The following is a 25,614-nucleotide window of genomic DNA, read 5'->3' as shown; positions in this document are numbered from 1 at the left end:
TTATAAGGATTTAGCTGCATTAGCTCAGACTTGAAAAGCAGCGTTTAGTTCCTGTTTTTAACACCCAAGTGATTGAAATTCACTTGGGTGTCCGGTCACACACGGGCGTTAGCTGGCCTTTGGGGCTTCCACGTCTGCGTCGTGTTGATCGTTGAACAGACCGGTTGCGCCATTGGCGTAATCACGGGGTTGATCCTGTGACGTGTCCTTGGCCGTTTGGTTGCCTTTTACGGCTTCCAGTGTGCTGATGCGGCGGGCAAACGGATTATCTTGATCCGGCAGGTTGGGCATTAACTCGGTGGAGGTTTTCGCCATGTGCTCGTACAGCTTGCTGTAGTCTTTCGCAATGTTATCCAGCAGCTCTGAGCTTTGGGCGAAGTGGTCGACTAACTCCTGACGGAATTGTTCCAACTCGTACTTTGACTTATCGAGTTCTTTTTTCAGTTCTTTTTGTTGTTTTAACCCCTTGTTGTTCAGGCGTGTGGCAAAGGCACCCACAATCGCACCTGCAAGAAAAACAAGAAGCGCATAAATCCAAGCCATGAATAACTCCTTTTGACTTTTAAGTAACAGGGGACAGTGACCATGGCAACTCGCTAAGCGGTTGTCTGAAAAGCACGCAATGAACACTGACTGACCTGTTGTATAACAGAAAGATTAATGGGTGCTGAACTGGCATCCCGCTAATCGAATTTGTACAGATACTATACATGCACATCGGCGTGCATGGTACTATCTCTGTCACTTCGGATACCGATTTGCGTGGAGCAAGGATGACCCCACAAGAAAAATACCAACACGACCTCCAGCGTCACGATTTCATTGCCGATCCTGCGCAAGCGTTAGCAGTGCGCCATCTGGATGATCTTTACCACCGCTTACTGACCCCCATCCCGCCTGCAGCACCGCTGACATGGCTTGATCGCTTGTTACGTCGTCCGGCACCGCCGGTGAGCCCAGAAAAAGGGGTGTATCTGTGGGGGGGCGTCGGGCGCGGGAAAACGTACCTGATGGACACCTTTTTCGAGTGCCTGCCCCTTAAACGCAAGATGCGGGTGCATTTTCACCGCTTCATGCACCGTGTTCATGAGGAGCTCGCGCAGTTGGATCAACAGGCCGATCCACTGGAATGTGTGGCTGACCGCTTTAAAGCCGAGGCGGATGTGATCTGCTTTGATGAATTTTTTGTGTCGGACATTACCGATGCCATGATCCTCGGTACCTTGTTTGAAGCCTTGTTTGCCCGAGGGATCACCTTGGTCGCGACCTCGAATATTCCGCCGCACGATCTTTACCGTAATGGCTTACAGCGGGCGCGCTTTTTACCGGCCATTGCGCTCTTGCAGACGAATTGCGACGTGCTGAATATCGACTCAGGCACCGATTATCGCTTAAGAACGCTAGAACAAGCAGAAATCTATCATTACCCGCTGGATGCCCAAGCGGAGCACAACATGGTGCAATACTTTGAACAGCTCACGGTTGCCCCGCGTTATGCCAACAAATCCATCACTATCCATCACCGTGACATCCCGACCCGCCATGAGGCGCGTGGGGTGGTGCACTTTGATTTTGGCACTTTGTGCCAAGGCGCGCGCAGTCAGACCGATTACATGGAGATTGCCCAGTTGTATCACACGGTATTGCTGTCAGAGGTGCGGCAAATGGGCGAAGAGGAGAGTGATGCCGCAAGACGTTTCATTGCATTGATTGATGAATTTTACGAGCGCAATGTGACAGTGATCCTGTCTGCGGAAGTGCATTGGGAACAGCTATATATCGGTCAGCGATTGGCGTTTGAGTACCAACGCTGCTGTTCCCGTTTGGTGGAAATGCAAAGTCATGAGTACTTAGCACAACCCCACTTGGGGTAGGGGACAAACAGGTTTAGTCCGTATAATTGCAGAGAAAAACACTGAGATAAGCCTGCTTTTAAGCCCTAAATGGATGAAAGAGAAAAAATCTGATTTTTTTTTCAAAAAAAGGTGATTTTTTCTCCACCCTTCCCTATAATCTTGCGACCCACCGTACCTGTATCGGCAGAAGCCGAGAGTGCCAACCACTCGAAGGGGTGATGACTGGGGCTCTGTACAGATGGAGCATATTCTGCTCCTGTAAAGTGAAACTATTTAATTTTGGGTAATAATTAGCATGAAAACTTTCGTTGCTAAACCAGAAACTGTAAAACGTGACTGGTATGTTGTTGACGCTGAAGGCAAAACTCTTGGTCGTCTAGCAACTGAAATCGCATCTCGTCTACGTGGTAAGCACAAGCCGGAGTACACTCCGCACGTTGACACTGGTGACTACATCGTAGTTATCAATGCTGAGAAAGTAGCAGTAACTGGTGCAAAGCGTACAGATAAAATGTACCACCACCACACTGGCTTCATCGGCGGCCTTAAGTCAATCAGCTTTGATAAGCTAATTGCTAAGAAACCAGAAATGGTTATTGAAACTGCTGTTAAAGGCATGCTTCCTAAAGGTCCTCTAGGCCGTGCAATGTACCGTAAGCTTAAAGTTTACGCTGGTACTCAGCACAACCACGCTGCACAGCAGCCTAAAGTACTAGACATCTAATTGGGGATTATGACAATGGCAGAGAATCAATACTACGGCACTGGTCGCCGCAAGAGCTCAGCTGCTCGTGTTTTCATCAAACCGGGTACTGGCAACATCGTAATCAACAAGCGTAGCATCGAAGAATACTTCGGTCGCGAAACTGCTCGCATGGTTGTTCGTCAGCCACTTGAGCTAGTTGAAATGACTGAGAAACTAGACCTATACATCACTGTTAAAGGTGGTGGTATCACTGGTCAGTCTGGTGCTATCCGTCACGGTATCACTCGTGCTCTTATGGAGCTTGATGAGACTCTACGCCCAGCTCTACGCGCTGCAGGTTACGTTACTCGTGACGCACGTAAAGTTGAACGTAAGAAAGTTGGTCTACGTAAAGCACGTCGTCGTCCACAGTTCTCTAAGCGTTAATTATTACGCGCCAGATTTTTCTGGTTACTGTGTACAGAAAGCTCAACCTTCGGGTTGGGCTTTTTTTTATCTTTCAATTTATCTTCCTACATTTCCGCAACAATATTGCCAGTGTCGAGGTATGCACTATGCCTTGCACCGATGGCTGAAAATGACAAAAACACCCCCTTTAACAGTTGTTTGTCACTCGCTTTAAAACAAAAAGAACATACCTCTCACATTTGTTGCCAAAAGGTAGCTTTATCTTGTCAAAAAGTAGGCTTTTCTTTATCATTTGGTGTGATAAGCAACAGTTGTAAACGCCTTGAGTCTGCCAAGATGGCAGGCTTGTCTGTTGCTTCTTTCCGTTGAAAGTTAGCCGCAAGAGCTCCAGGGACGCATAAGGACATAAATAAGAATCCGAGCGGGAGCACATGGGAGAATGTTGGATGAGCAATGCGCCAGTAAGTAAGGGCCGACGCCGCTTCCTGACTGCGACGACTTCGGTTGTTGGAGGCTTAGGGGCCGCTGCGGTCGCCGTGCCTTTTATCAAATCATGGAACCCGAGCGCCAAAGCGAAGGCTGCTGGGGCACCTGTCGAAGTTGATATTAGCAAGTTAGAAGATGGGCAAATGGTCCGCGTTGAATGGCGAGGCAAACCGGTGTGGGTTGTCCGTCGCAGTGACGCTATCTTGAGTGAGTTAGGGGGCCATAATGGTCAACTCCGTGATCCGTCCTCGGCGGAACCGCAGCAACCTAATTACGCCCAAAATGAATTTCGTTCCGTTAAGCCGGAAATCTTTTTAGCCGTGGGGATCTGTACCCACCTTGGCTGTTCCCCTACCTATTTACCGGACTCGTTCACTGAGCAAGTGAATGGGGTCTCGGCCGGTTTCTTCTGTCCGTGTCATGGTTCTAAGTTTGATATGGCAGGGCGCGTTTTTGCAGGCGTACCCGCGCCACTGAACCTGGTTGTCCCTCCGCATGTCTTTGTGGATGACAATACCATTTTGGTGGGTGTCGATGAGGAGGCCGTGTAATGCAAGCATTAGTAGGATGGATTGAAAAACGTCTGCCAGTGATGAATGCCTATAAAAAGCATTTATCGGAATACCCGATGCCGAAGAACTTCAACTTTTGGTATCTGTTTGGATCGCTGGCCATGTTGGTGTTGGTGAATCAGATCCTGACCGGGATTTGGCTGACCATGAACTACGTGCCGTCGGGCGAGGGGGCGTTTGCCTCCATTGAGTACATCATGCGTGATGTCGAGTACGGTTGGCTGTTACGTTACATGCACTCGACCGGGGCCTCGGCATTTTTTGTCGTGGTGTACCTGCACATGTACCGTGGGTTGATCTACGGCTCTTACCAGAAACCCCGTGAGCTGTTGTGGCTGTTCGGGATGTTGATCTTCTTGGTGCTGATGGCCGAAGCCTTTATGGGGTATTTACTGCCTTGGGGCCAGATGTCTTACTGGGGCGCACAGGTGATCATTTCCCTGTTTGGTGCCATTCCGGTGATCGGTGATGATCTGACATTGTGGATCCGTGGTGACTATGTGATCTCCGGCGCGACCCTCAACCGTTTCTTTGCCTTACATGTGATTGCGCTACCGATTGTGCTTTTACTCTTGGTGGTGTTGCACGTGTTGGCACTGCACGAAGTGGGCTCCAATAACCCGGATGGGATTGAGACCAAACTGCCGAAAGGCAGCAAGGGCGACGATTACAAAACCCAATTCCCGTTCCATGAGTACTACAGCAAGAAGTACGACATCATTGACTCGATTCCTTTCCACCCGTATGGGACAGTGAAAGACATGGTCGGGGTGGCGGTCTTTGCCTTCCTGTTCAGTTATGTCATTTTCTTTAACCCCGAAATGGGCGGTTACTTCCTTGAGCCACCTAACTTTGAAGCCGCGAACCCGCTGAAGACCCCAGAGCACATTGCGCCTGTGTGGTACTTCACCCCGTTCTACGCCATCTTGCGTGCGGTACCGGATAAGTTACTGGGGGTGATTGCGATGGGAGCCTCGATTGTGGCGCTGTTCCTGTTGCCGTGGCTTGATCGCTGTAAAGTGCGTTCATACCGTTACCGCAGTAAGTTGCACCTGGCGAATATTGTCCAGTTCACCATCAGCTTCATTGCGTTGGGTATTTTAGGGGCATTGCCTGCGACCGCCACTTACACCTTGCTGGCACAGATCTTCAGTTTCTTGTACTTCATGTTCTTCGTGTTGCTGTTCTTCTACAGTAAAAACGAGCCGACGAAACCGCTACCAGAGAGGGTGACATACAAATGAAAAAGTTGATGGTGATACTTTTTGCTTTGCTGCCTGCTCTCGCGATGGCTGCCGGCCCGTCGGTGCCACTGGATCCGGCCAATAATGATTTGGCCGATAAAGCCTCGTTGCAGCGTGGCGCGCAAACTTTCATGAACTACTGCTTTGGCTGTCATGCCACGCAGTATCAGCGTTACGAGCGTATCGCGATGGATCTCGATATTCCTGCAGCGCTGATGAAAGAGCACTTGATCTTTGATCCGAATGCAAAAATCGGGGATCTGATGGTCAATGCGATCCCAACAGAATACGCGGCGGCCTCGTTCGGTGCACCCGCACCGGATTTGACCATGGTGGCACGCGTACGCGGGACGGATTGGTTGTACACGTATTTGCGTTCGTTCTATGCCGATCCAAGTCGTCCCTTTGGGGTGAACAATGTGGTGTTCCCAAGCGTGGGGATGCCGCATGTACTCGAAGAGTTGCAAGGGGTGCCGAGCAAAGTCTACGAGACCCGTTTGGTGGATGGCGAAGAAATTCAAGAATATGTTGGGATCAAATCAGATGGCACAGGGGAGCTAAACCAAGAAGAGTATGATGAGGTCGTGCGTGATCTTGTCAACTTCATGGAATACGCCGCCGAACCAATGAAGCTTGAGCGTCAGCGTTTGGGTTATTGGGTGATGGGCTTTATCGTTGTATTCTTTGTACTAACATTACTGTTGAAGAAAGAGTATTGGCGTGATGTCCACTGATCGGGTAATCTAGTGGGTTAGATTCTCGCAATGGGGGCAGGCGCCCCCGTTGTTTTTTGTGTATTTAAATATACTGGAGGGGTTAATGGCTGTTGCTGCCAATAAACGCTCGGTGATGACTCTGTATTCTGATGCTTCTGACATCTACAGCCATCAGGTGCGTATCGTACTAGCAGAAAAAGGTGTGAGTGTTGAAATCGAGCTGGTTGATCCAAATAACCTGCCGGAAGATCTACTTGACCTGAATCCGTACAACTCAGTGCCGACCCTGGTTGACCGTGAGCTTGCACTTTATCAAGCAAGCATCATTATGGAGTACTTGGATGAGCGTTTCCCTCATCCGCCATTGATGCCTGTTTATCCTGTTGCTCGCGGCAACAGCCGTTTGATGATGTACCGCATTGAGCGTAACTGGTACACATTGGCTGAGAAAGTGAACAAAGGATCAGCAGACGAAGCTGATAAAGCCCGTAAGCAACTTCGTGAAGAATTGCTGGCGCTTGCTCCTGTGTTCGCGGAGTTCCCTTACTTCATGAGCGAAGAGTTCAGCCTAGTTGACTGTTACTTGGCTCCGCTACTGTGGCGCTTGCCTGAAATGGGCATCGAGCTGACAGGCGCTGGCGCGAAGGAAGTGAAAGCATACATGACACGTGTTTTTGAGCGTGATTCATTCCTTGCTTCACTGACTGAAGCTGAGCGTGAAATGCGTCTGGCTGGCAAATAATGCAGATGGACAATATGACACCACGCCGTCCTTATTTGCTGCGTGCATTTTATGACTGGTTGGTGGATAACGATCTGACGCCTCACTTGGTGGTGGACGCGACATTACCTGGCGTGCGAGTGCCAATGGAATTTGTCAGCGATGGTCAGATTGTCCTGAATATTGCACCACGTGCGGTGGGTAACTTGGAACTGGGTGATGAGGCTATCAGCTTCAATGCCCGTTTCAGCGGTCGCCCCCATTCTGTGAATGTTCCTATGTATGCTGCGTTAGCAATATACGCCCGTGAAAATGGGGCAGGAACCATGTTTGAACCAGAACCGGCTTATGCGGATGGCTCGATTGAGTTTGATGATGAAGACGGCGAAGATGATGACAATGACATGTCAGTGGTTTCACCATTGGCAGAAGTGACAGAAGAAGCGGAGGATCATTCTGATGATGAACCACCGCGTCCACGTGGTCGCCCAAGCCTGCGTGTCGTGAAATAAGTGACACCTTGCCAATAAAAAAACGCAGCCTAGGCTGCGTTTTTTCTTTCTGTTTTTTCTTTATACCACTGCGACTTCGTTTACCGTTAATCGCATTACGGCTTACGGTTGTGGATACTCGAACACCTTCACCACTTTCTTTACCCCAGAGACGTTGCGGGTAATATCGGCCGCCACATCGCCTTGATCGGGCGTGACATACCCTAACAGATACACCGCTTGGCCTTCAGTGATCACCTTGATGCTGATGTCGCGTAAGCGCTTGCTGGCGATCAACTGGCTTTTCACTTTGGTGGTGATCCAGCTATCTTGGCTGACTTCACCCAGTTGTGGCAGCGGGCGGATCTGCAATTCGTTATACACAAATTGCACATTGGCGATAGCACGCACTTGCTGTTCTAACTGCTGGCTAATCTGGCTATCTACAGCCTGACCAACGAGTAACACTTTGCCTTCAACAGACACGGCATTGACGCGCGTTTGAAGATTAAATGGCGGCTTATTGGCTAACCCCCCCACTTCCATTTCAATTTGCGTATCATGCCATTGCTGCCAGCCGGAGCGGGTATCTGCCGGATCAATGATTGAACAGGCTGAAAGCAGTGGAAAAAGAAAGAGGCACACTAGCCAGCGCCAATTACGGGAAATCATCCTGAATACCTTAAGCGTCGTGGTGAGGGAACAAAACCTTATCAATCAGATCACACAGACAGTGTACCGTCAGTAGGTGGCCTTCCTGAATACGGGCCGTACGTTGGGAGGGAATACGGATTTCCACATCGTGGATACCCAGCAGACCGGCCATCTCACCGCCGTCTTTACCGGTCAGTGCAATAATGGTCATGTCACGGGTTAGCGCCGCTTCCATCGCCTTGATGATGTTTTTACTGTTACCGCTGGTGGACAGAACAAACAGAATATCGCCTGCCTGACCTAATGCACGGACCTGCTTCGAGAAGATTTCATCGTGATGATAGTCGTTCGCGACAGCGGATAACGTGACAGTATCTGCGGTTAACGCCAAGGCCGGCAGGCTAGGGCGTTCTGTTTCAAAGCGGTTGATCAGGCAAGAGGCGAAATGCTGTGAGTTCGCTGCCGAGCCGCCGTTACCACAGCAGAGGATTTTATTGCCATTGAGCAGGCTTTGCACCATTGCCTGAGCTGCTTTGGATATCGCATCGGGCAGAGCCTCGGCGGCAGCAATTTGGGTTTGGATGCTTTCGGTAAAACTTTCTTTGATGCTCTCTAGCATGGATCAACCTTCTACTAAGGTGTTGGTAAGCCATTCAATTATCGGTGGTGTGCCCGTTAGCGTGACCACATCAAATCGAAACTCGGTGTGTTCAATAGCATGGCCATGTTTTTGCAGCCAAAAAAAGGCAGCACGTTTCAGCCGTTGCTGTTTGCGCCAGTTTACCGCGTCTGCGCCCGAACCGTAATGGTTGTTTTTACGGAATTTGACTTCGACAAAGACCCAACAGTGACGATCACGCATGATCAGGTCGATTTCCCCACTGCGGCATTGAAAATTGCGTTGACAGGCAATAAGACCATGGCGGCAAAGGTATTGCTCGGCCATGGCCTCATAGTGTTGCCCTTGCTGGCGTTTATTGCGCAGGTTCAATGCCGTCCCCGGCAAACGTCGCCCAGCTCAGCTCACGCTGTACCACACACTGGTTATCCAAACTCAGCAGGCCGGTGTTGCCTTGCGTGGTGTAGTTATCGACCACACGCATTTGCGGCAATTCCGTGATCATCTTATAAGCATCCATCCCGAAGGCGTGCAAGCGGATCTCGGTGTTATTGCTCTTTGGCCAGAGCTCATCGAAGTTGGTCATGAAGTGTTGGTTAGCATCCACTAACAATGGAATGTCACTGAACTCAATCCCGCGGATGTCCGTGGTATTCACCTTGCGGTTCGGGTAGCTACGCGAGCTCGCGTACAGACGCGGCAACGTGACACCCGGGTTCACGGCCACATCAATGAATGGCTTCAGCAGCGTCAGCTCATTGATGTTGGCAATCATGTACACCGCATCGGTATCACGACGGCTACGTGGCTGACCTTCCAAGCTGTTGTTGCCCAGAATTTGCTTCATTTGATCGATACGCGCTTGGCTGTCGGTCAAGCCAAACACGCCGGCGATCTCTTTTTGGATCTGCTGGCGAGAGCTGAACTGACGTTGTGCTGGCGTATTGCCGGTCAGTTGCTGCCATTGCTTGATGAATGCATCACTGACGCGTTGACCAAAGCGGTTGCCCGGCGCCAGTACCATCGGGAAACGATGGCCTTCAGCAAACAAGTGGCGGGCTGCTTGCTCGGCTTCTTGTTCTGGCGAGAGCGCAAAGTAGCAGGCATTACCGGTATTGATCGTGCTTTGATCCGGTTCATTCAGCGCGAGCAGGGTGATTTGTCCCTTGTTGGCTTGTTGGAACTCGGTGATTTTTTCTTTGCGCAGTGGCCCGATCACCATTTGAACACCGGTTTGCTGCAGCTTGCTCATGATGGCAGGGATCGACTCGGCTTCCGTGTCATACACCGTCAGTTCGGTCTCTGCCGCACGGCCTGAATCATCCAGCATGGCGTTGATGAAACCATCACGTACCGCTTTACCTGATTTCTCAAAACGGCCTGACAGCGGCAGTAACAGCGCCACGTTGTCGACTTGCGCGATGTCTAAAGAGGTAATGGCTTCCAGATCGGCGGGCAGATATTGGTTCGCCGGGTGGTAAGGGTGCTGGGCCAGCCAGTCTTCCACCATGCTTTTCAATTTCGCCGGGCGCTGTGCATAGGTATTTTTCAGCACGGCTAACTGTACCCAACCACGCAGCACACTTTCATCGTCGCTGAAGGTGATGGTTTGCAGTTGGTTATTATTGTACTGCGAAAGGCTCTGCCAGAGCTGCTGCCAGTTTGCCGCTTTCTGTTCTGGGCTGAGGTACTGTTCTAACGCCGTACGCTCACGGGCTGCTGCCAGAGGCTGCTGCGTTTGACCAAACAATTCTGCACGCAGCATGTGATAGCGCACATACTGGCTCTTGGACAGTGTCCACCACGGCTGGAAGTTCAAACTGTCGAGTGCTGCTTGTGGCTGACCTTGCTGGTAACGCAGTGTGGCGCGTGCCAGTTGCCATTCCGCCAGCTGGACAGGGCCGAGGTTCATTTGGCTCAAGCGCTGCACTTGTTGCTCTGCTTGCGCCCAGCGGCCTTCCTGAATAAAGGCTTTGAGTGCCAGAATGTGCCAGTTAATGCTTTGTGCACCTTCGCTGGATTCGGCTTTGATCAGATAGTTGGCCGCCGTATCGGTAGCGGCGACGGTGATATCAGTGGCGACGACAGGTTGATCGCTCGTGGAAGCACAGCCTGCCAAAATCACGGCAAGGGCTACAGGGGCGAACAGTCGTGATACACTTTTACGCTTATGGGTAAAATTGAGCATTGAATTCATTCAACTGTGACAAATTACTTTCTATATTAATTGCAGATGAGATCTTAAACAAATGAGTGAGACCAATTCATGCACGGTAGACATCGCAACTTTGTACATCGTCCCAACACCAATTGGTAATTTGGCAGATATTACACAGCGTGCATTGGACGTGTTGGCGAATGTGGACCTGATTGCCGCAGAAGATACGCGCCATACATCCCGGCTATTAACCCATTTTTCGATCTCGACCCGCACCTTTGCGCTTCACGATCATAATGAACAGCAAAAAGCTGACTATTTGATCGAGAAACTACAGGGCGGTACCAGCATTGCCTTAGTATCGGATGCCGGTACGCCATTGATCAGTGATCCAGGATACCATCTTGTGAACCGTTGTCGTCAGGCGGGGGTTAAAGTTGTGCCGTTACCGGGACCGTGTGCCGTGATCACCGCGCTCAGTGGGGCTGGCTTACCGTCTGACCGTTTCAGCTTTGAAGGCTTCTTACCGCCGAAAAGCAAAGGCCGTCGTGACCGCTTCCAAGCACTGGCTGATGATGAACGCACGATGATTTTTTATGAGTCACCGCACCGTATTACCGAGTCACTGGCGGACATGCTTGCGGTACTGGGCCCTGAGCGTCAGGTGGTGTTAGCCCGTGAGCTGACCAAAACCTACGAAACCATTCATGGTGCCCCGCTGGGTGAGTTGGTGGAGTGGATCGCCCAAGACAGCAACCGTACCCGAGGGGAAATGGTGTTGTTGGTCGCTGGTCACCGTGCCGAAAAAGAAGACTTACCGTCAGATGCACTGCGCACCGTAGGCTTACTGGCGAAAGAGTTGCCATTGAAAAAAGCGGCCGCGTTGGCAGCAGAAATTCACGGCGTGAAGAAAAATGCCCTGTACAAGTGGGGCTTGGAGCATCTTGATTAACACGCGTTGTTTATTTTGATGTGAGCTTTTTGTGGTGAGAGGCGTGAGGTCTCGCTGTGGCGGTACACAAATCGCGCGCATTCGGCGCTTTTTTAAACACCTCTGCAGCGCAGGGCTTTTTTCACTGGTAACTGTGACCCAAGTCTTATACAATCCGCGCCTGAGTTGGCCAAGGTAACCGCTGCTTCGTTGATGTCCTTTGGGAGACTGACGAAGGGGAGGAAAGTCCGGGCTCCATAGGGCAGGGTGCCAGATAACGTCTGGGGGGCGCGAGCCTACGACCAGTGCAGCAGAGAGTATACCGCCGATGGCCCATTCTTCGGAGTGGTGCACAGGTAAGGGTGAAAGGGTGCGGTAAGAGCGCACCGCGCGGCTAGTAATAGTTCGTGGCACGGTAAACTCCACCCGGAGCAAGACCAAATAGGTCCCTAATGGCGTGGCCCGCGTTGGGGACGGGTAGGTTGCTTGAGCCTGTGAGTGATTGCAGGCCTAGAGGAATGGTTACCGCCGCGCAAGCGGAACAGAACCCGGCTTATATGGCCAACTCACCACTTTCAGTATAAAAGGTGATGCGATACTTCTTCGGGAGTGTTTCATCGCCTTTTATCGTATTCAGCCCCTCAAAAATTTCCCCGCCGTTTTTGCTCGAATGAAATATCGGTGCTAAATATCAATAGATTGTTAGAAATGTGGGTGCTGGCTTGACATCTTTTTTGTCAAATACGTACACTTTGCCATGGGAATTTGCGGCAAATGCTATTAAAACAGCATTTTAAAGGCTTAAGCTGCTGAATTTCCTTCCTAATATATGTTTACGTCAGGCCGTCGGCTACCTCCTTTATGGTTTGGCGGGCTTTCACAAGAGCTGAATGAATCCTTATGTCTGAACAGTTTGCGCACGTCTCCGTCTTACTTCATGAATCCGTTGATGGGTTGGCGATTAAGCCCGATGGTATCTACATCGATGGTACTTTCGGCCGCGGTGGTCACAGCCGCTTGATTCTTTCTCAGTTGGGCGAAAACGGTCGTCTTTACAGTATCGACCGTGATCCACAGGCGATTGCGGAAGCCGCAAAAATTACTGACCCACGCTTTAACATCATCCATGGTCCGTTCTCGGGCATGGAAAAATACATGGAAGAACGTGGCTTGATCGGCCGTGTGGATGGCGTACTGCTTGATTTGGGTGTGTCATCGCCACAACTGGACGATGCTGAGCGTGGCTTTAGCTTCATGCGTGACGGTCCGTTGGACATGCGTATGGATCCAACCTCTGGCCAATCGGCGGCAGAATGGCTGGCTCATGCAGACGCAGACGACATTTCATGGGTATTGCGTGAGTTCGGTGAAGAGCGTTTTGCCAAGCGTATTGCGAGTGGCATTGTTGAATACCGTGAAAACCCAGAGAACGAGCCGTTAACGCGCACGACCCAATTGGCGAAGCTAATTTCTGATGTGTCACCGTTTAGAGATAAACACAAGCACCCTGCAACGCGTAGTTTCCAAGCGATCCGTATTTACATCAACAGTGAGTTGGATGAGATCGAAACCGCACTGAACGGCGCAATGCATGTGCTGGCGCCAGAAGGCCGCTTGTCGGTGATCAGTTTCCACTCGTTGGAAGATCGCATGGTGAAGCGTTTTATTCGTAAGCAAAGCAAAGGGCCAGAAGTGCCTGCCGGTTTGCCGCTAACGGAAGCACAGATCAAAGCACTAGGCTCGGCGGACTTGAAAGCCGTGGGTAAAGCCATCAAACCAAGTCGCAATGAAATTGGTGAGAATGCGCGTTCTCGCAGTTCGGTATTGCGTCTGGCTGAGCGTTTGTAGTCGTATGAAAACAACACCGGAACCTTCAGACAATCTTGCTAAAATCATTGGCAAGGATCTCCTGACCATAGGGCGGATCCCGCTTTTCCTCTTGGTTCTGGTGTTGTGCTCTGCCGTTGGGGTGGTCTTGATCACCCACAACTCCCGCCAATTAATTGCCCATCAAGAACAGTTGCTGATCGAGCGTGATCAGCTCGATATCGAATGGCGCAACCAAATTCTCGAAGAAAATTCACTGGCTGAGCACAGCCGCATTGAGCGCTTGGCCGAGGACGAAATGCAAATGCATCGTCCATCCCGCGACAGTGAAGTCATTGTGCAGTAATGAAATTGAAGACTCTATTAAAGCGTTCATCCAAACAAAATCAGCGTCGCCAGAAAGCGCCACCGGCATTCATTCCGTGGCGCTTTACTGTCATTTGTGGCTTTGTTGTGCTGGCGTTAGCCGCACTGATTGGGCGCGCGGCCTATATTCAAGTGCTGGAGCCCGGCCGATTGATCCAAGAAGGCGACATGCGTTCACTGCGGGTCAAAGCCATGCCGTCTGCGCGCGGGATCATTTCCGATCGTAACGGCGAACCGCTGGCCGTCAGTGTGCCGGTACAGGCGGTATGGGCCGATCCGGTACAAATTTTCAAACATGATGGCTTACAACACCGTGAAAGTTGGTATGCGCTGGCGGATGTGCTGGGGCTGGATCGCAAAGATTTGCTGACACGCTTGGAAGACAATAAAAAGCGTCGCTTTATTTATTTGCAGCGCCAGGTGAGCCCTGCAATGGCCGCGTATGTCAGTAAATTGGATCTACCGGGTATTGGACTGAAAGATGAATCTCGCCGTTTTTATCCCGCAGGGGAAGTCAGCGCGCATCTGATCGGGGTCACCGGTATTGACAGCCACGGTCTGGAAGGGGTGGAGCGCACCTATGACGGTTGGCTGACCGGCGAACCGGGCCGACGTACCGTGCGTAAAGATCGCTACGGGCGTGTGGTGGAAAATATCTCTCTGAAACAGCGCGAACCGGGTAAACCACTGAGTTTGAGTATCGATCAGCGTCTGCAGGCAGTGGCGTACCGTGCCGTGAAGCAAGCGGTGGCGGACTATCAAGCCACATCGGCCTCGATTGTGATGGTGGATGTGCGCACCGGTGAAGTGTTGGCCATGGTCAATGCCCCGTCCTATAACCCCAATAACCGTGAACAACTGCAAAGTTACCGTATGCGTAACCGTGTGATCACCGATGCGATGGAGCCGGGATCCACCATTAAACCGTTTGTGGTGTTGGCTGCGCTGGAAAATGGTGTGGCGGATGAAAATACCGTGATTGATACCGGCAATGGTTTGATGCAGATCGGCGGTAGCCGTGTGCGTGATGTTTCTCGCGTTGGTAAAGCAAACCTTGCTCGAATTTTACAAAAATCCAGTAATATAGGCGTCAGTAAGTTGTCACTGGCGATGCCGATTGATGCCGTATTGGGCATGTACAGCAGCGTGGGATTGGGGGATGCCTCTGGGATCAACTTGATCGGTGAGGCGCAAGGTTTCTTCCCGGATCGCCGTCGTTGGTCTGATTTTGAACGGGCCACACTTGCGTTTGGTTACGGTATCTCCGTGACGCCGATCCAATTGGTCCGCGCGTACGCCACGTTGGGTGCGATGGGGATGAGTCGACCGTTGTCGATCCTCAAAACCGAGTCCGTGGTGCCGGGGCGACAGGTCGTTTCGGCTGAAGAGACGCGTAAGTTGCTGAATATGCTGGAAACCGTTACTCACAAAGAAGGCAGTGCGAAACGTGCTGCGGTACCGGGTTACCGGGTGGGGGCGAAAACCGGTACGGCGAAAAAGGCCGTGGCGGGGGGCTATAGCGATGAATACGTTGCGATGACGGCGGGGATTGCGCCGATCAGTGAGCCTCGTCTGGCCATGGTCGTGGTTGTCAACGAACCCCAAGGGGATAAATATTACGGCGGTGCCATTGCTGCGCCAATTTTCTCTGAAGTGATGGAAAGCGCCTTACAAATTTTAAATATCCCGCCGGATGCGGGCACCCTCGAAGAATTGAACCTCGTGAACCATAGAGATCATACCGATGCCGGAACTTAAGCAACAGACTCAACTTGGCGCGTTGTTGGCGCCATGGCTCCATGGACAGGTGTTGCCACCGTCCTTGTCGGCATTCTCCGTGAGTGGCATGATCTTAGACAGCCGCCACGTGCAATCCGGTGACCTGTTTGTCGCCGTGAAAGGCCACAGTGTTGATGGGCGTCAGTTTATTGCCAAAGCGATTGAAAACGGCGCTGCTGCCGTTCTTACGCATACCGATGACGAAAGGTTTTGTCTGACAGAGCAAGGCGGCGTCGCCGTGATTGCCCTGCCACACCTTAATACGCAGCTCTCTGCGATTGCCAAACGCTTTTACGGTGCGCCGGATGAAGCCCTTGAATTGATCGCCGTCACTGGCACCAACGGTAAAACCACCATTAGCCAGTTGCTGGCACAGTGGGCCAATTTGATCGGCCATCAGGCAGGCGTGATGGGCACCACGGGTAACGGCTTGCTCGGGCAGATTGTGCCTGCGGCGAACACGACTGGCAGTGCGATTGAGATCCCGCACGTGCTGGCGGAGATGGTACAGCAAGGCGCCGATTATGCCGCGATGGAAGTGTCCTCGCATGGATTAGTGCAGGGGCGCATCAGCGCGTTGCAGTTCCAAGCCAGTATCTTCACCAATTTAAGCCGTGACCATTTGGATTACCACGGTGATATGGCCAGCTATGCCGAGGCCAAGAAAACCCTGTTTACCGCCCATCAGTGCGGTGTGGCCATTATCAATGCTGACGATGCCGTTGGACGTGAGTGGTTGCACACCTTGCCAGAGGCTGTGGCTGTCGCCCAAGACAAAGCCCACCTTGACGGCCTGACGGGTCCCGCCTTGTGGCTGGAGCAGGTTCACTACAGCACCCAAGGGGTGACGGTATGCTTTGACTCTAGTTGGGGCGCTGGCGAGTTCAGTGCGCCCTTGGTGGGCGCGTTCAATGTGATGAACCTGATGTTGGCTTTAGCGACCTTGTTGGCAACGGGGCGACCTCTTGCGCCTTTGCTGGCAAGTGCCCCGCAGTTGACGGCTGTCACCGGTCGGATGGAAGTTTTTCAAGCCCCTGACAAACCTATGGTTGTGGTTGACTATGCTCATACGCCAGATGCATTGGAAAAAGCCTTGCAGGCCTTGCGTGTCCATTGTGATGGTCAACTGTGGTGTATTTTTGGGTGCGGCGGCGATCGCGACACCGGCAAGCGTCCGATGATGGCGCAGATCGCCGAGCAATTAGCGGATCGTGTGATTTTAACCGATGACAACCCGCGCAGCGAAGATCCGGCAGCCATCATGGCGGATATGCTGGACGGTCTTGCCACTCCGGATGCTGCGGAAGTGATCCACGATCGGGCGCAGGCCTGTAAGTGGGCATTTACCCACGCCAATGCCAATGACATCATTTTGGTGGCGGGCAAAGGGCACGAGGATTATCAAATTCTGGCCGATCGCACCATTCATTATTCGGATCGCGAAACGGCACACGCATTATTGGAGACCCGCGCATGATTCAGGTTTCACTTTCCCAGCTTGCTCACGTATTAGCGGGCGAGTTGGTTGGCGACGATGCCGTGATTGATGCGGTATCGACAGATACGCGTCAGATTGGCGATCGTACCGTCTTTATTGCCCTGAAAGGCGAGCGTTTTGACGCTCACGATTTTTGTCAAACGGCACTTGAGAACGGCGCTGTGGCTTTGTTGGTCAACCGACACCTGCCGGTGGCATTGCCACAGGTGGTTGTGGCGGATACCCACGCGGCGCTAGGCCAATTAAGCGCTTGGGTGAAAGCGACACTGGCTGAACAACATGGCCTGACGACGCTGGCACTGACCGGCAGTTGTGGCAAAACCACGGTCAAAGAGATGGTGGCGGCCATTTTGGCAGAAAAAGGCAAGGTACTGGCGACCGCGGGTAACTTCAACAATGACATCGGTGTACCATTGACCTTGTTGCGCCTGACGGAAGCGGACGAATTTGCGGTGATTGAGCTGGGTGCTAACCACCAAAATGAGATTGCCTACACGACGCACTTGGTGAAACCCCAAGTCGCGTTGGTGAATAACTTGGCGGCGGCGCACCTAGAAGGGTTTGGCTCGCTGGCCGGCGTGGCGAAAGCCAAAGGGGAAATTTTTGAAGGGCTGACGGGCGATAACGCCACGGCCATCATCAATCTGGACTCCAATTCACGTGAGACCTGGCAGCCATTATTGGATGCGCACACGGTGTTGACCTTTTCTGCCACGCAAAAAAATGCTGATTTTTCTGCTGATGACATAATTATTAACAGTCTTGGCCGTGCATGTTTTACAATGCGCACCCCTTCTGGGGCGTTTCCTGTCAGCCTGACTCTGGCGGGGCAGCATAATGTATCGAATGCATTGGCTGCTGCGGCGATGGCGATGGCAGTGGGCGCAACGCCTGAACAGGTTCAAACTGGCCTTGGGGCTGTGGTGAACGTGAAAGGGCGGGTCGACATCACCGAACCGCGCGCGAATTTGCGCCTGATTGACGATACCTACAATGCCAGCGTGGCCTCCGTAAAAGCGGCGATCGATTTACTCGACAGTTTTGCGGGTCAACGTTGGTTCATCTTAGGTGATATGGCGGAATTGGGCGAAGACAGTGCAGCCTTGCACCGTGAAGTGGCAGAGCATGCACAAGATCGCGGTCTGGCGGTCATGACGTTTGGACGCGCGAGCCACGTGGTGAGCGAACTGAACGGCGGCCGTCATTTTGACAATAAAGCGGAGTTGATTGCGGCGTTACAACAGCAACTCGACTCACAACTCAATGAACATAACCTCCAAGTGACAGTGTTGGCAAAAGGCGCGCGTAGCGCCCGCATGGAAGATGTGATTGTCGCACTGCAGGAACAAGAAGCATGATTTACTGGTTAGCCGACTTACTAGAACCGACTTTTCCTTTTTTCCGTCTGTTTGAATACCTGACGTTCCGCGCCATCATCAGTATCTTAACGGCACTGATGATTTCGTTATGGATGGGCCCGCGCTTGATCGCCCGCTTGCAGATGCTGCAGATCGGTCAAGTGGTTCGCCACGATGGACCGGAATCGCATTTCAGCAAACGTGGTACACCGACGATGGGCGGGATCATGATCCTTGCGGCCATTGCGATCACCGTGTTGTTATGGGCGGATCTCAGCAACCCGTATGTCTGGGCTGTGCTGGTGGTCATGCTGGGCTACGGTGCGGTCGGCTTTGTCGATGACTACCGCAAAGTAGTGCGCAAAAATACCGATGGCCTGATCGCGCGCTGGAAATACTTCTGGCAGTCGGTGATTGCACTGGGCGTGGCATTTGCGCTGTACGTACACGGTCAAGATACGGTGGCGACACAATTGGTGGTACCGTTCTTTAAAGACGTGATGCCGCAGTTGGGTCTGTTTTATATCGTCTTCACTTACTTTGTGATTGTCGGCACCAGTAACGCGGTGAACCTGACGGATGGCTTGGATGGCTTAGCTATCATGCCGACCGTGATGGTCGCGGGTGGTATGGCCTTCATTGCGTGGGCGACGGGCAACGTGAATTATGCCGATTATCTGCATATTCCTTATTTGAAAGACGCCAGCGAATTGGTGGTGGTGTGTACGGCGATTGTCGGCGCTGGCTTGGGCTTTTTGTGGTTTAACACTTACCCAGCTCAAGTGTTCATGGGCGATGTCGGCTCATTGGCACTGGGTGGCGCACTCGGCACGATCGCGGTACTGGTGCGTCAGGAACTGCTATTGGTGTTGATGGGCGGCGTGTTCGTGATGGAAACCGTGTCGGTGATCCTGCAAGTCGGCTCTTATAAGCTGCGTGGCCAGCGTATTTTCCGCATGGCACCGATCCATCACCATTATGAATTAAAAGGTTGGCCGGAGCCGCGCGTGATTGTGCGTTTCTGGATCATTACATTGATGCTGGTTCTGATTGCTCTGGCGACATTGAAGGTACGATAAATGAAAGGCTTAGGTGGCGTAAATAAGGTTGTTGTGATTGGGCTGGGTATGACGGGGCTCTCCGTTGTGCATCACCTGATGCGACTGTCTCCGTCGATGGATATTAAAGTGATTGATACCCGAGACACGCCACCTGGTCATGACCAGTTACCGGACAGCGTAGCACTGTGCTGCGGTCAGTGGAATATGGACTGGCTGTTGGCGGCGGATATGATCGTTGCCAGTCCGGGGATTGCACTGGCGACACCGGAACTACAAGCTGCCGCGCATGCCGGCGTTGAGATCGTCGGTGACATCGAATTGTTTGCCCGTGCGGTCGACAAGCCTGTGGTGGCCATCACCGGTTCTAACGGCAAAAGCACCGTGACCAGCTTGGTCGGTGAAATGGCCAAAGAAGCCGGGATCAACGTGGGCGTCGGTGGCAACATTGGCGTCGCCGCGTTGGACATGCTGGTTGAAAATCACGATCTATACGTGTTGGAGTTATCCAGCTTCCAGCTTGAAACGACCTCATCACTGGCGCTGAAAGCGGCGGTGTACCTGAATTTATCCGAAGATCACATGGATCGCTATCCGGGCGGTTTACGCCAGTACAGCGAAGCCAAAATGCGTATATTCGATCACGCCGAGCTCGTGGTCTTCAACCGTGATGATTTGGCGACCCAGCCCGATATCAACACGGCGATGACCAGCTTTGGCTTTGATGATCACGCTTACGGTCTGGTTTCCGTGGACGGTCGTGAATGGTTGGCGATTGACGGTCAGCCGTTGATGCTGGCTGATGATATTGCGCTGGTCGGTCGCCATAACGTGGCAAACAGCTTAGCGGCATTGGCGCTGGCTGATGCGGCAGGTATTGACCGTGATGCGGCGTGTCGTGCATTGCGTCGCTACCAGGGGCTCGCGCACCGCTGCCAGTTGGTGGTGAACCATGCGGGTGTGCGCTGGGTGAATGACTCGAAAGCCACCAACCTCGCCAGTACAGAAGCCGCCCTTAAAGGCTTAAACCTAGAGGGAATCTTGCATCTGTTGGTGGGCGGTGATGGCAAAGGCGCGGATTTTTCTGCGTTGTCACCGATCTTGGCGGCGATGGATGTGCGCTTATATTGCTTTGGTCGTGATCGTGATGCGTTCTTGCCATTGGCCGCGCATAGCGTGGCGGTGGAGACACTGGCGGAAGCCACGGCACTGGCGGCAGCACAGGCGCGTTACGGTGACATGATCATGCTCTCGCCTGCGTGTGCGAGTCTGGATCAGTTTGCGAACTTCATGGCGCGTGGTGACGCGTTTGTCGAGCAAGCGAAGGTGCTGCAATACCGTATTGGTGAGACACACTGATGCGAGTGGCAATCAAAGACGCGTTCAGCGCGTTTTTCGGTGGCGTGTCCGATTGGCTGACCAAGCCCGCGGCACAGGCACCGTACGATCGTCAGTTGGTGTGGATTGCATTGGCACTGATGATCACCGGTTTGGTGATGGTGACGTCGGCCTCGGTGCCTATCGCGACCCGTCTGACAGGTTTCCCTTTCTATTTTGCTTTGCGCCATGCGTCGTTTCTTTCGGTCTCGCTGGTTCTGGCTGCCATCATTGTGATGATTCCCCTTCAATTCTGGAATCGGCACAGTGGAAAAATGCTAATAGGCTCAATGGTCTTATTAGGCGTGGTACTGGTTATTGGTAATTCAGTTAACGGTGCCTCTCGCTGGATCCCATTAGGTCCGTTGAATTTGCAGCCTGCAGAGGTCACTAAGTTGTCTCTGTTTATTTTTATCGCGGCTTATTTGGTCCGACAATATGAACAAGTACGTGAAAGTACGTTTGGCTTTATAAAGCCCATTTTACTGTTATTTTTTCTGGGGCTGTTATTGTTAGCGCAGCCTGATCTGGGTTCATTTGTGGTCATGTTTGTGACCACTGTGGGCATGCTGTTTATCGCCGGCTCTAAGATCTTACCGTTTATGGTTATGCTGGCGTCAGCTGCCGTGTTGATTGGCGCATTGATTGTCTTCGAACCCTACCGTTGGGCCCGAGTTACGTCTTTTTTGGATCCGTGGGAAAACCCGTTTGGCAGTGGTTATCAGCTGACGCAGTCTCTGATGGCGTTCGGCCGTGGCGAATGGTTTGGACAAGGCTTAGGAAACTCCATCCAGAAGCTGGCTTATTTACCGGAAGCACACACGGACTTTGTCTTCTCCGTCTTAGCTGAAGAATTGGGATTGGTTGGGGTTACGGTCGTGCTGTTACTGATTTTTTCGCTGGTAGTGAAAGCCCTTTTGATTGGCCGTCGTTGTTTGCAAACGGAGCAGTTGTTCGGGGGCTTTCTCGCTTTTGGCTTTGCGTTCTGGTTTGCCTTCCAGTCATTGGTGAATGTCGGCGCAGCAGCGGGCATGGTGCCGACTAAAGGCTTGACCCTACCATTGATCAGTTACGGTGGTTCCAGTTTATTTATTATGGCGACCGCGGTCGCGATTTTGATCCGGATTGATTTCGAGCAGCGATTGGCTGCCAAGAATATGCCGGAGCCGACAACAGAAGAACCAAACAATGAACAAGAATAAACGCTTGCTTGTGATGGCAGGAGGCACCGGTGGCCACGTTTTTCCGGGGCTGGCCGTCGCAAAGCAGTTGCAGCAAGAAGGCTGGGAAATCCGCTGGTTAGGCACCGCTGATCGCATGGAGGCTGACTTGGTGCCGAAACACGGCATCGAGATTGATTTCATCAAAGTCAAAGGCCTGCGTGGGCAGGGCATCGCGCGCTTACTGGCGGCGCCGTTTAAGATTATCAGCGCTATTTTTCAGGCGCGCCGCTATATCAAAGCGTGGCAGCCGGATGCGGTGCTGGGCATGGGCGGCTATGTCAGCGGCCCGGGTGGCGTGGCGGCATGGTTGTCGGGGGTACCGGTTATTTTGCATGAGCAAAACGCCGTGGCAGGCCTGACCAACCAATGGCTATCACGCATTGCCAGCCGTGTACTGCAAGCCTTTCCGGGCGCGTTTGCGGGGCGTGACGTTGTCGGGAACCCGGTGCGTCAGGATGTGGTGGCATTGGCGCCGCCAGCGGAACGCTTTGCGGGACGCGAAGGCCCTATTCGCGTGTTAGTGATGGGAGGCAGCCAAGGCGCACGTATTCTTAACCAGACGTTGCCACAAGTGGCAGGCCAACTTGGCGATAAAGTGACGATTTGGCATCAAGCCGGTAAAGGGGCGCAAACCGAGACGGAACAAGCCTATCGTGAACACACCGCGTTGCCTCACAAGGTCACCGAATTTATTGATGATGTCGCTAGCGCGTATGCGTGGGCTGACATCGTGGTATGCCGTTCAGGTGCGTTAACCGTGTCTGAATTATCGGCGGCCGGTCTGGGCGCGATCTTTGTGCCTTTCATGCACAAAGATCGCCAACAGGCATTGAATGCCGATCATTTGGTGCAGTGTGGTGCTGCTTTGATGATTGAGCAGCCGGATCTGACCGTTGACGGGTTAGCCGCTGAATTAGAACAATTAGACCGTGCGCACTTGCAAACCATGGCGCAAGCCGCACGTGATGCCGCGATCATTGATGCCGACAGCCGTGTTGCTGACGTGATCAAATCGCTAGCTAAGCATTAAGACGAGACAAAGTGATGAGTAAACTGGATAACCAACAACTAGCAAAAATTCGAACCATGGTGCCAGAGATGCGCCGCGTAGAGCGTATTCACTTTGTGGGTATCGGTGGTGCCGGTATGAGTGGCATCGCAGAAGTCTTGGTGAATGAAGGTTACCGGATCAGCGGGTCTGATCTGGCGCCCAACGTGGTGACCCAGCGTCTAGAAAGCAAAGGCGCGTCGATCTTTTTTGGCCATCAGGCGGGGAACGTTGAAGGGGCGAGCGTGGTGGTGGTGTCGACGGCCATTGATCAAGAAAACCCTGAGCTGGTGGCAGCTCGCGAACAGCGTATTCCTGTGGTTCGCCGTGCCGAAATGCTGGCAGAATTGATGCGCTACCGCCACGGTATTGCGATTGCCGGTACACACGGTAAAACCACGACAACCGCATTGGTTACTCAGATTTACTCAGAAGCCGGTCTCGATCCAACGTTTGTTAACGGTGGTTTGGTAAAAAGCGCAGGCACCAATGCGCGCTTGGGCTTAAGCCGCTACCTGATAGCTGAAGCCGATGAAAGTGATGCCTCTTTCTTGCACCTGCAACCGATGGTGTCAGTGGTCACTAACATCGAAGCGGATCACATGGATACCTACGGCGGTGACTTTGAAGTCCTAAAGCAAACCTTCGTGGACTTCCTGCATAACCTGCCATTCTACGGTCTGGCCGTGGTGTGTGTGGACGATCCTGTCGTACGCGAGTTGTTGCCACGCATTGGCCGTCCCGTGATCACCTACGGTTTCTCTGAAGATGCTGATGTGCGTTTAGTGGATTACCATCAATGTGGTCAGCAGGGCCATTTCTCTATTTTACGTAAAGACAAACCTGCGCTGGCGGTGACCCTGAATATGCCGGGTAAACACAACGCCTTGAATGCAACGGCAGCAGTGGCCGTTGCGACAGAAGAAGGGGTGGAAGACAGCGCGATCATTCAAGCCTTGGTGGAATTCCAAGGTACCGGTCGTCGTTTTGATCACCTTGGCGAGTTCAACACGGGCAACGGTAACGTGATGCTGGTGGATGACTATGGCCATCACCCAAGCGAAGTCGATGTGACCATTCAGGCGGCTCGTGCGGGTTGGGATGATAAGCGCTTGGTGATGGTATTCCAGCCACACCGTTATAGTCGTACGCGCGATCTGTATGACGATTTTGCTAATGTCCTAGAGCAAGTCGATGTGCTGGTGATGTTGGATGTGTACGCTGCCGGTGAAACACCGATCGCGGGGGCTGATGGCCGTGCGCTGTGCCGTACCATTCGTGGTCGCGGTAAAATCGACCCGATTTTTGTGCCGAACACAGAGGCGCTACCGGCCGCGTTGGCCAATATTTTGCAACAGGGTGATTTAGTGCTGACACAAGGTGCCGGTGATGTAGGTAAAATTGCCCGCCAGTTGGCCGACATGAAGCTGAATGTCGCAGCGATGCGCCAACACTAAGATCCCAGCAAGCGCACGATTTTACGGTATCTATATTGCATATAATTTATGCTTTGAGCATATAATTAATGTAAAGTCCACGTTCGATACCGTTTTTCGTGGGCTTTGCTCTCAGGAATCGCAATACAGGTGTTGGAGAGCTTGAACTTGCTCGGTATAATCTGTCAACTTTACCCAGTGGAATTGAACGATTGTTGAAGATAAGGCCTCAATAGTGGTTATTTCTGGGTAATTATCGGCTATTTAATCAAGGTTAAACTAATTATGGCTGATAGTGTCTTAAAAAGAATACCGTCGATCCCGGCTTGTGCCCGTAAGCACTGGGGCGGGATCGGATTTTTTCTCTTTGTGATCGGCTTTGTGGTGTGGCTGTTCAGTGCCGCCATACAGTGGATGACGGACGCGAATCGGTTGCCGTTGTCACAGCTGGTGATCCAAGGGGAATTGCATTACCTGACGCCCAATGATGTGCGAACAGGGATACAAAAGCTTGATCACCTCGGCAGTTTCATGACGCAGGATGTCGATGACATTCAGCATGTTTTAGAAGCGATGCCGTGGGTCGCGCAAGCCGCAGTACGCAAACAATGGCCCGATACACTCAAAGTGTACTTGGTCGAACAACAGCCTGTTGCGTCTTGGGATAACCAGTTTTTGGTCAATCCCGACGGTGTCGTGTTTACCGCACCGATGGCACAAGCCGGACAGAAGTTAGTGGCATTGTCAGGGCCTGATGGCTCAAGCCAAGAGGTGCTGACGGTGTGGCGAGAAATGCAACCGATGTTACAACGGGCAGGGTTTGATATTGCTCAGCTTGCATTAAACGAACGGCGAGCCTGGCGTGTTTGGTTAACAAATGGCATCAGGCTTGAACTGGGGCGCAGTGAGCGAATGGAGCGATTAGAACGCTTTATCAGCTTGTCCCCAGAATTGGAACAGCAGGGAAAAGCCATCGAGTACGTAGACTTGCGCTATGACACAGGGGCCGCTGTCGGCTGGGTGACCGACCCAGACACACACAACAGCAAGTAGTCCCGGCTTGTCCGTAAACCTGTTTGGTT

Annotated in this window: 25 protein-coding genes and 1 other RNA gene; 21 read left to right on the top strand and 5 right to left on the bottom strand. The window is 52.3% G+C overall.

The window, feature by feature from the left end; genetic code table 11:
- Positions 1-108: 108 nt before the first annotated feature.
- Entirely contained in the window at positions 109-543 is a 435-nt protein-coding gene (zapG, locus tag ACSF8W_RS15835) for a Z-ring associated protein ZapG (protein WP_500848186.1), read from the bottom strand.
- Positions 544-773: 230 nt separating this feature from the next.
- Between zapG and zapE the strand changes: the two genes are divergently transcribed.
- From zapE to sspB, 8 genes are all read left to right on the top strand, one after another.
- Positions 774-1,874, top strand: a complete 1,101-nt coding sequence (zapE, locus tag ACSF8W_RS15830) for a cell division protein ZapE (protein ID WP_500848185.1) — start codon at positions 774-776, stop codon at positions 1,872-1,874.
- 277 nt (positions 1,875-2,151) lie between these two features.
- Complete coding sequence (rplM, locus tag ACSF8W_RS15825) at positions 2,152-2,580, top strand: 50S ribosomal protein L13 (protein ID WP_428476498.1); 429 nt, start codon at positions 2,152-2,154, stop codon at positions 2,578-2,580.
- Between the two features lie 15 nt (positions 2,581-2,595).
- Positions 2,596-2,988: a 30S ribosomal protein S9 gene (gene rpsI / locus ACSF8W_RS15820; protein WP_428476499.1), complete on the top strand. Its 393-nt coding sequence runs from the start codon at positions 2,596-2,598 to the stop codon at positions 2,986-2,988.
- 428 nt (positions 2,989-3,416) lie between these two features.
- Complete coding sequence (gene petA, locus ACSF8W_RS15815; RefSeq protein ID WP_500848184.1) at positions 3,417-4,007, top strand: ubiquinol-cytochrome c reductase iron-sulfur subunit; 591 nt, start codon at positions 3,417-3,419, stop codon at positions 4,005-4,007.
- Positions 4,007-5,272 (top strand): cytochrome b, encoded by a 1,266-nt coding sequence (locus ACSF8W_RS15810; protein ID WP_500848183.1) that lies wholly within the window; start codon positions 4,007-4,009, stop codon positions 5,270-5,272. The genes petA and ACSF8W_RS15810 overlap by 1 nt, the downstream gene beginning before the upstream one ends.
- Positions 5,269-6,006, top strand: a complete 738-nt coding sequence (locus ACSF8W_RS15805; protein WP_500848182.1) for a cytochrome c1 — start codon at positions 5,269-5,271, stop codon at positions 6,004-6,006. The genes ACSF8W_RS15810 and ACSF8W_RS15805 overlap by 4 nt, the downstream gene beginning before the upstream one ends.
- Positions 6,007-6,091: 85 nt before the next feature.
- Positions 6,092-6,730 (top strand): stringent starvation protein SspA, encoded by a 639-nt coding sequence (gene sspA / locus ACSF8W_RS15800; protein ID WP_500848181.1) that lies wholly within the window; start codon positions 6,092-6,094, stop codon positions 6,728-6,730.
- On the top strand, positions 6,730-7,221 hold the full coding sequence (gene sspB / locus ACSF8W_RS15795; RefSeq protein ID WP_500848180.1) for a ClpXP protease specificity-enhancing factor: 492 nt from the start codon (positions 6,730-6,732) through the stop codon (positions 7,219-7,221). The genes sspA and sspB overlap by 1 nt, the downstream gene beginning before the upstream one ends.
- Positions 7,222-7,323: 102 nt before the next feature.
- Here sspB and ACSF8W_RS15790 read toward each other — a convergent pair whose 3' ends face one another.
- The 4 genes from ACSF8W_RS15790 to ACSF8W_RS15775 are packed head-to-tail and all read right to left on the bottom strand — an operon-like array spanning position 7,324 to position 10,661.
- On the bottom strand, positions 7,324-7,872 hold the full coding sequence (locus ACSF8W_RS15790) for a BON domain-containing protein (RefSeq protein WP_500848179.1): 549 nt from the start codon (positions 7,870-7,872) through the stop codon (positions 7,324-7,326).
- 10 nt (positions 7,873-7,882) lie between these two features.
- A complete protein-coding gene (locus ACSF8W_RS15785) occupies positions 7,883-8,473 on the bottom strand; it encodes a phosphoheptose isomerase (protein WP_500848178.1) in 591 nt (196 codons plus the stop codon).
- Between the two features lie 3 nt (positions 8,474-8,476).
- Positions 8,477-8,845 (bottom strand): YraN family protein, encoded by a 369-nt coding sequence (locus tag ACSF8W_RS15780; RefSeq protein ID WP_500848177.1) that lies wholly within the window; start codon positions 8,843-8,845, stop codon positions 8,477-8,479.
- Positions 8,829-10,661: a penicillin-binding protein activator gene (locus ACSF8W_RS15775; protein ID WP_500848176.1), complete on the bottom strand. Its 1,833-nt coding sequence runs from the start codon at positions 10,659-10,661 to the stop codon at positions 8,829-8,831. Before ACSF8W_RS15775 ends, ACSF8W_RS15780 begins: the two co-directional genes overlap by 17 nt.
- A gap of 61 nt (positions 10,662-10,722) precedes the next feature.
- Here ACSF8W_RS15775 and rsmI point away from each other — a divergent pair, with 61 nt between their 5' ends.
- The 13 genes from rsmI to ACSF8W_RS15710 all read left to right on the top strand — a co-directional run bounded on the left by rsmI (position 10,723) and on the right by ACSF8W_RS15710 (position 25,585).
- Positions 10,723-11,583, top strand: coding sequence for a 16S rRNA (cytidine(1402)-2'-O)-methyltransferase (gene rsmI, locus ACSF8W_RS15770; RefSeq protein WP_500848175.1), 861 nt, complete (start codon positions 10,723-10,725; stop codon positions 11,581-11,583).
- Between the two features lie 162 nt (positions 11,584-11,745).
- Positions 11,746-12,134: RNase P RNA component class A (gene rnpB, locus ACSF8W_RS15765), an RNA gene on the top strand.
- A 328-nt stretch (positions 12,135-12,462) separates the two neighbouring features.
- Positions 12,463-13,410, top strand: a complete 948-nt coding sequence (gene rsmH / locus ACSF8W_RS15760; RefSeq protein ID WP_500848174.1) for a 16S rRNA (cytosine(1402)-N(4))-methyltransferase RsmH — start codon at positions 12,463-12,465, stop codon at positions 13,408-13,410.
- 4 nt (positions 13,411-13,414) lie between these two features.
- Positions 13,415-13,735 (top strand): cell division protein FtsL, encoded by a 321-nt coding sequence (ftsL, locus tag ACSF8W_RS15755; protein WP_500848173.1) that lies wholly within the window; start codon positions 13,415-13,417, stop codon positions 13,733-13,735.
- On the top strand, positions 13,735-15,513 hold the full coding sequence (locus ACSF8W_RS15750) for a penicillin-binding transpeptidase domain-containing protein (protein ID WP_500848172.1): 1,779 nt from the start codon (positions 13,735-13,737) through the stop codon (positions 15,511-15,513). Before ftsL ends, ACSF8W_RS15750 begins: the two co-directional genes overlap by 1 nt.
- On the top strand, positions 15,500-17,011 hold the full coding sequence (murE, locus tag ACSF8W_RS15745) for a UDP-N-acetylmuramoyl-L-alanyl-D-glutamate--2,6-diaminopimelate ligase (RefSeq protein ID WP_500848171.1): 1,512 nt from the start codon (positions 15,500-15,502) through the stop codon (positions 17,009-17,011). Before ACSF8W_RS15750 ends, murE begins: the two co-directional genes overlap by 14 nt.
- Positions 17,008-18,390 (top strand): UDP-N-acetylmuramoyl-tripeptide--D-alanyl-D-alanine ligase, encoded by a 1,383-nt coding sequence (gene murF / locus ACSF8W_RS15740; RefSeq protein WP_500848170.1) that lies wholly within the window; start codon positions 17,008-17,010, stop codon positions 18,388-18,390. The genes murE and murF overlap by 4 nt, the downstream gene beginning before the upstream one ends.
- A complete protein-coding gene (gene mraY / locus ACSF8W_RS15735) occupies positions 18,387-19,469 on the top strand; it encodes a phospho-N-acetylmuramoyl-pentapeptide-transferase (RefSeq protein WP_500848169.1) in 1,083 nt (360 codons plus the stop codon). Before murF ends, mraY begins: the two co-directional genes overlap by 4 nt.
- Positions 19,470-20,807, top strand: a complete 1,338-nt coding sequence (gene murD / locus ACSF8W_RS15730) for a UDP-N-acetylmuramoyl-L-alanine--D-glutamate ligase (protein ID WP_500848168.1) — start codon at positions 19,470-19,472, stop codon at positions 20,805-20,807. It begins immediately after the preceding gene.
- Positions 20,807-22,027, top strand: coding sequence for a cell division protein FtsW (ftsW, locus tag ACSF8W_RS15725; RefSeq protein WP_500848167.1), 1,221 nt, complete (start codon positions 20,807-20,809; stop codon positions 22,025-22,027). The genes murD and ftsW overlap by 1 nt, the downstream gene beginning before the upstream one ends.
- Positions 22,014-23,078 (top strand): undecaprenyldiphospho-muramoylpentapeptide beta-N-acetylglucosaminyltransferase, encoded by a 1,065-nt coding sequence (gene murG, locus ACSF8W_RS15720; protein WP_500848166.1) that lies wholly within the window; start codon positions 22,014-22,016, stop codon positions 23,076-23,078. The genes ftsW and murG overlap by 14 nt, the downstream gene beginning before the upstream one ends.
- A gap of 14 nt (positions 23,079-23,092) precedes the next feature.
- Entirely contained in the window at positions 23,093-24,553 is a 1,461-nt protein-coding gene (gene murC, locus ACSF8W_RS15715) for a UDP-N-acetylmuramate--L-alanine ligase (RefSeq protein ID WP_500848165.1), read from the top strand.
- A 264-nt stretch (positions 24,554-24,817) separates the two neighbouring features.
- Positions 24,818-25,585 (top strand): cell division protein FtsQ/DivIB, encoded by a 768-nt coding sequence (locus ACSF8W_RS15710; protein ID WP_500848164.1) that lies wholly within the window; start codon positions 24,818-24,820, stop codon positions 25,583-25,585.
- Positions 25,586-25,614: the final 29 nt, after the last annotated feature.

Source organism: Photobacterium sp. 270122K (genome assembly GCF_059941365.1).
This window is presented reverse-complemented; position numbering and strand designations above follow the sequence as displayed.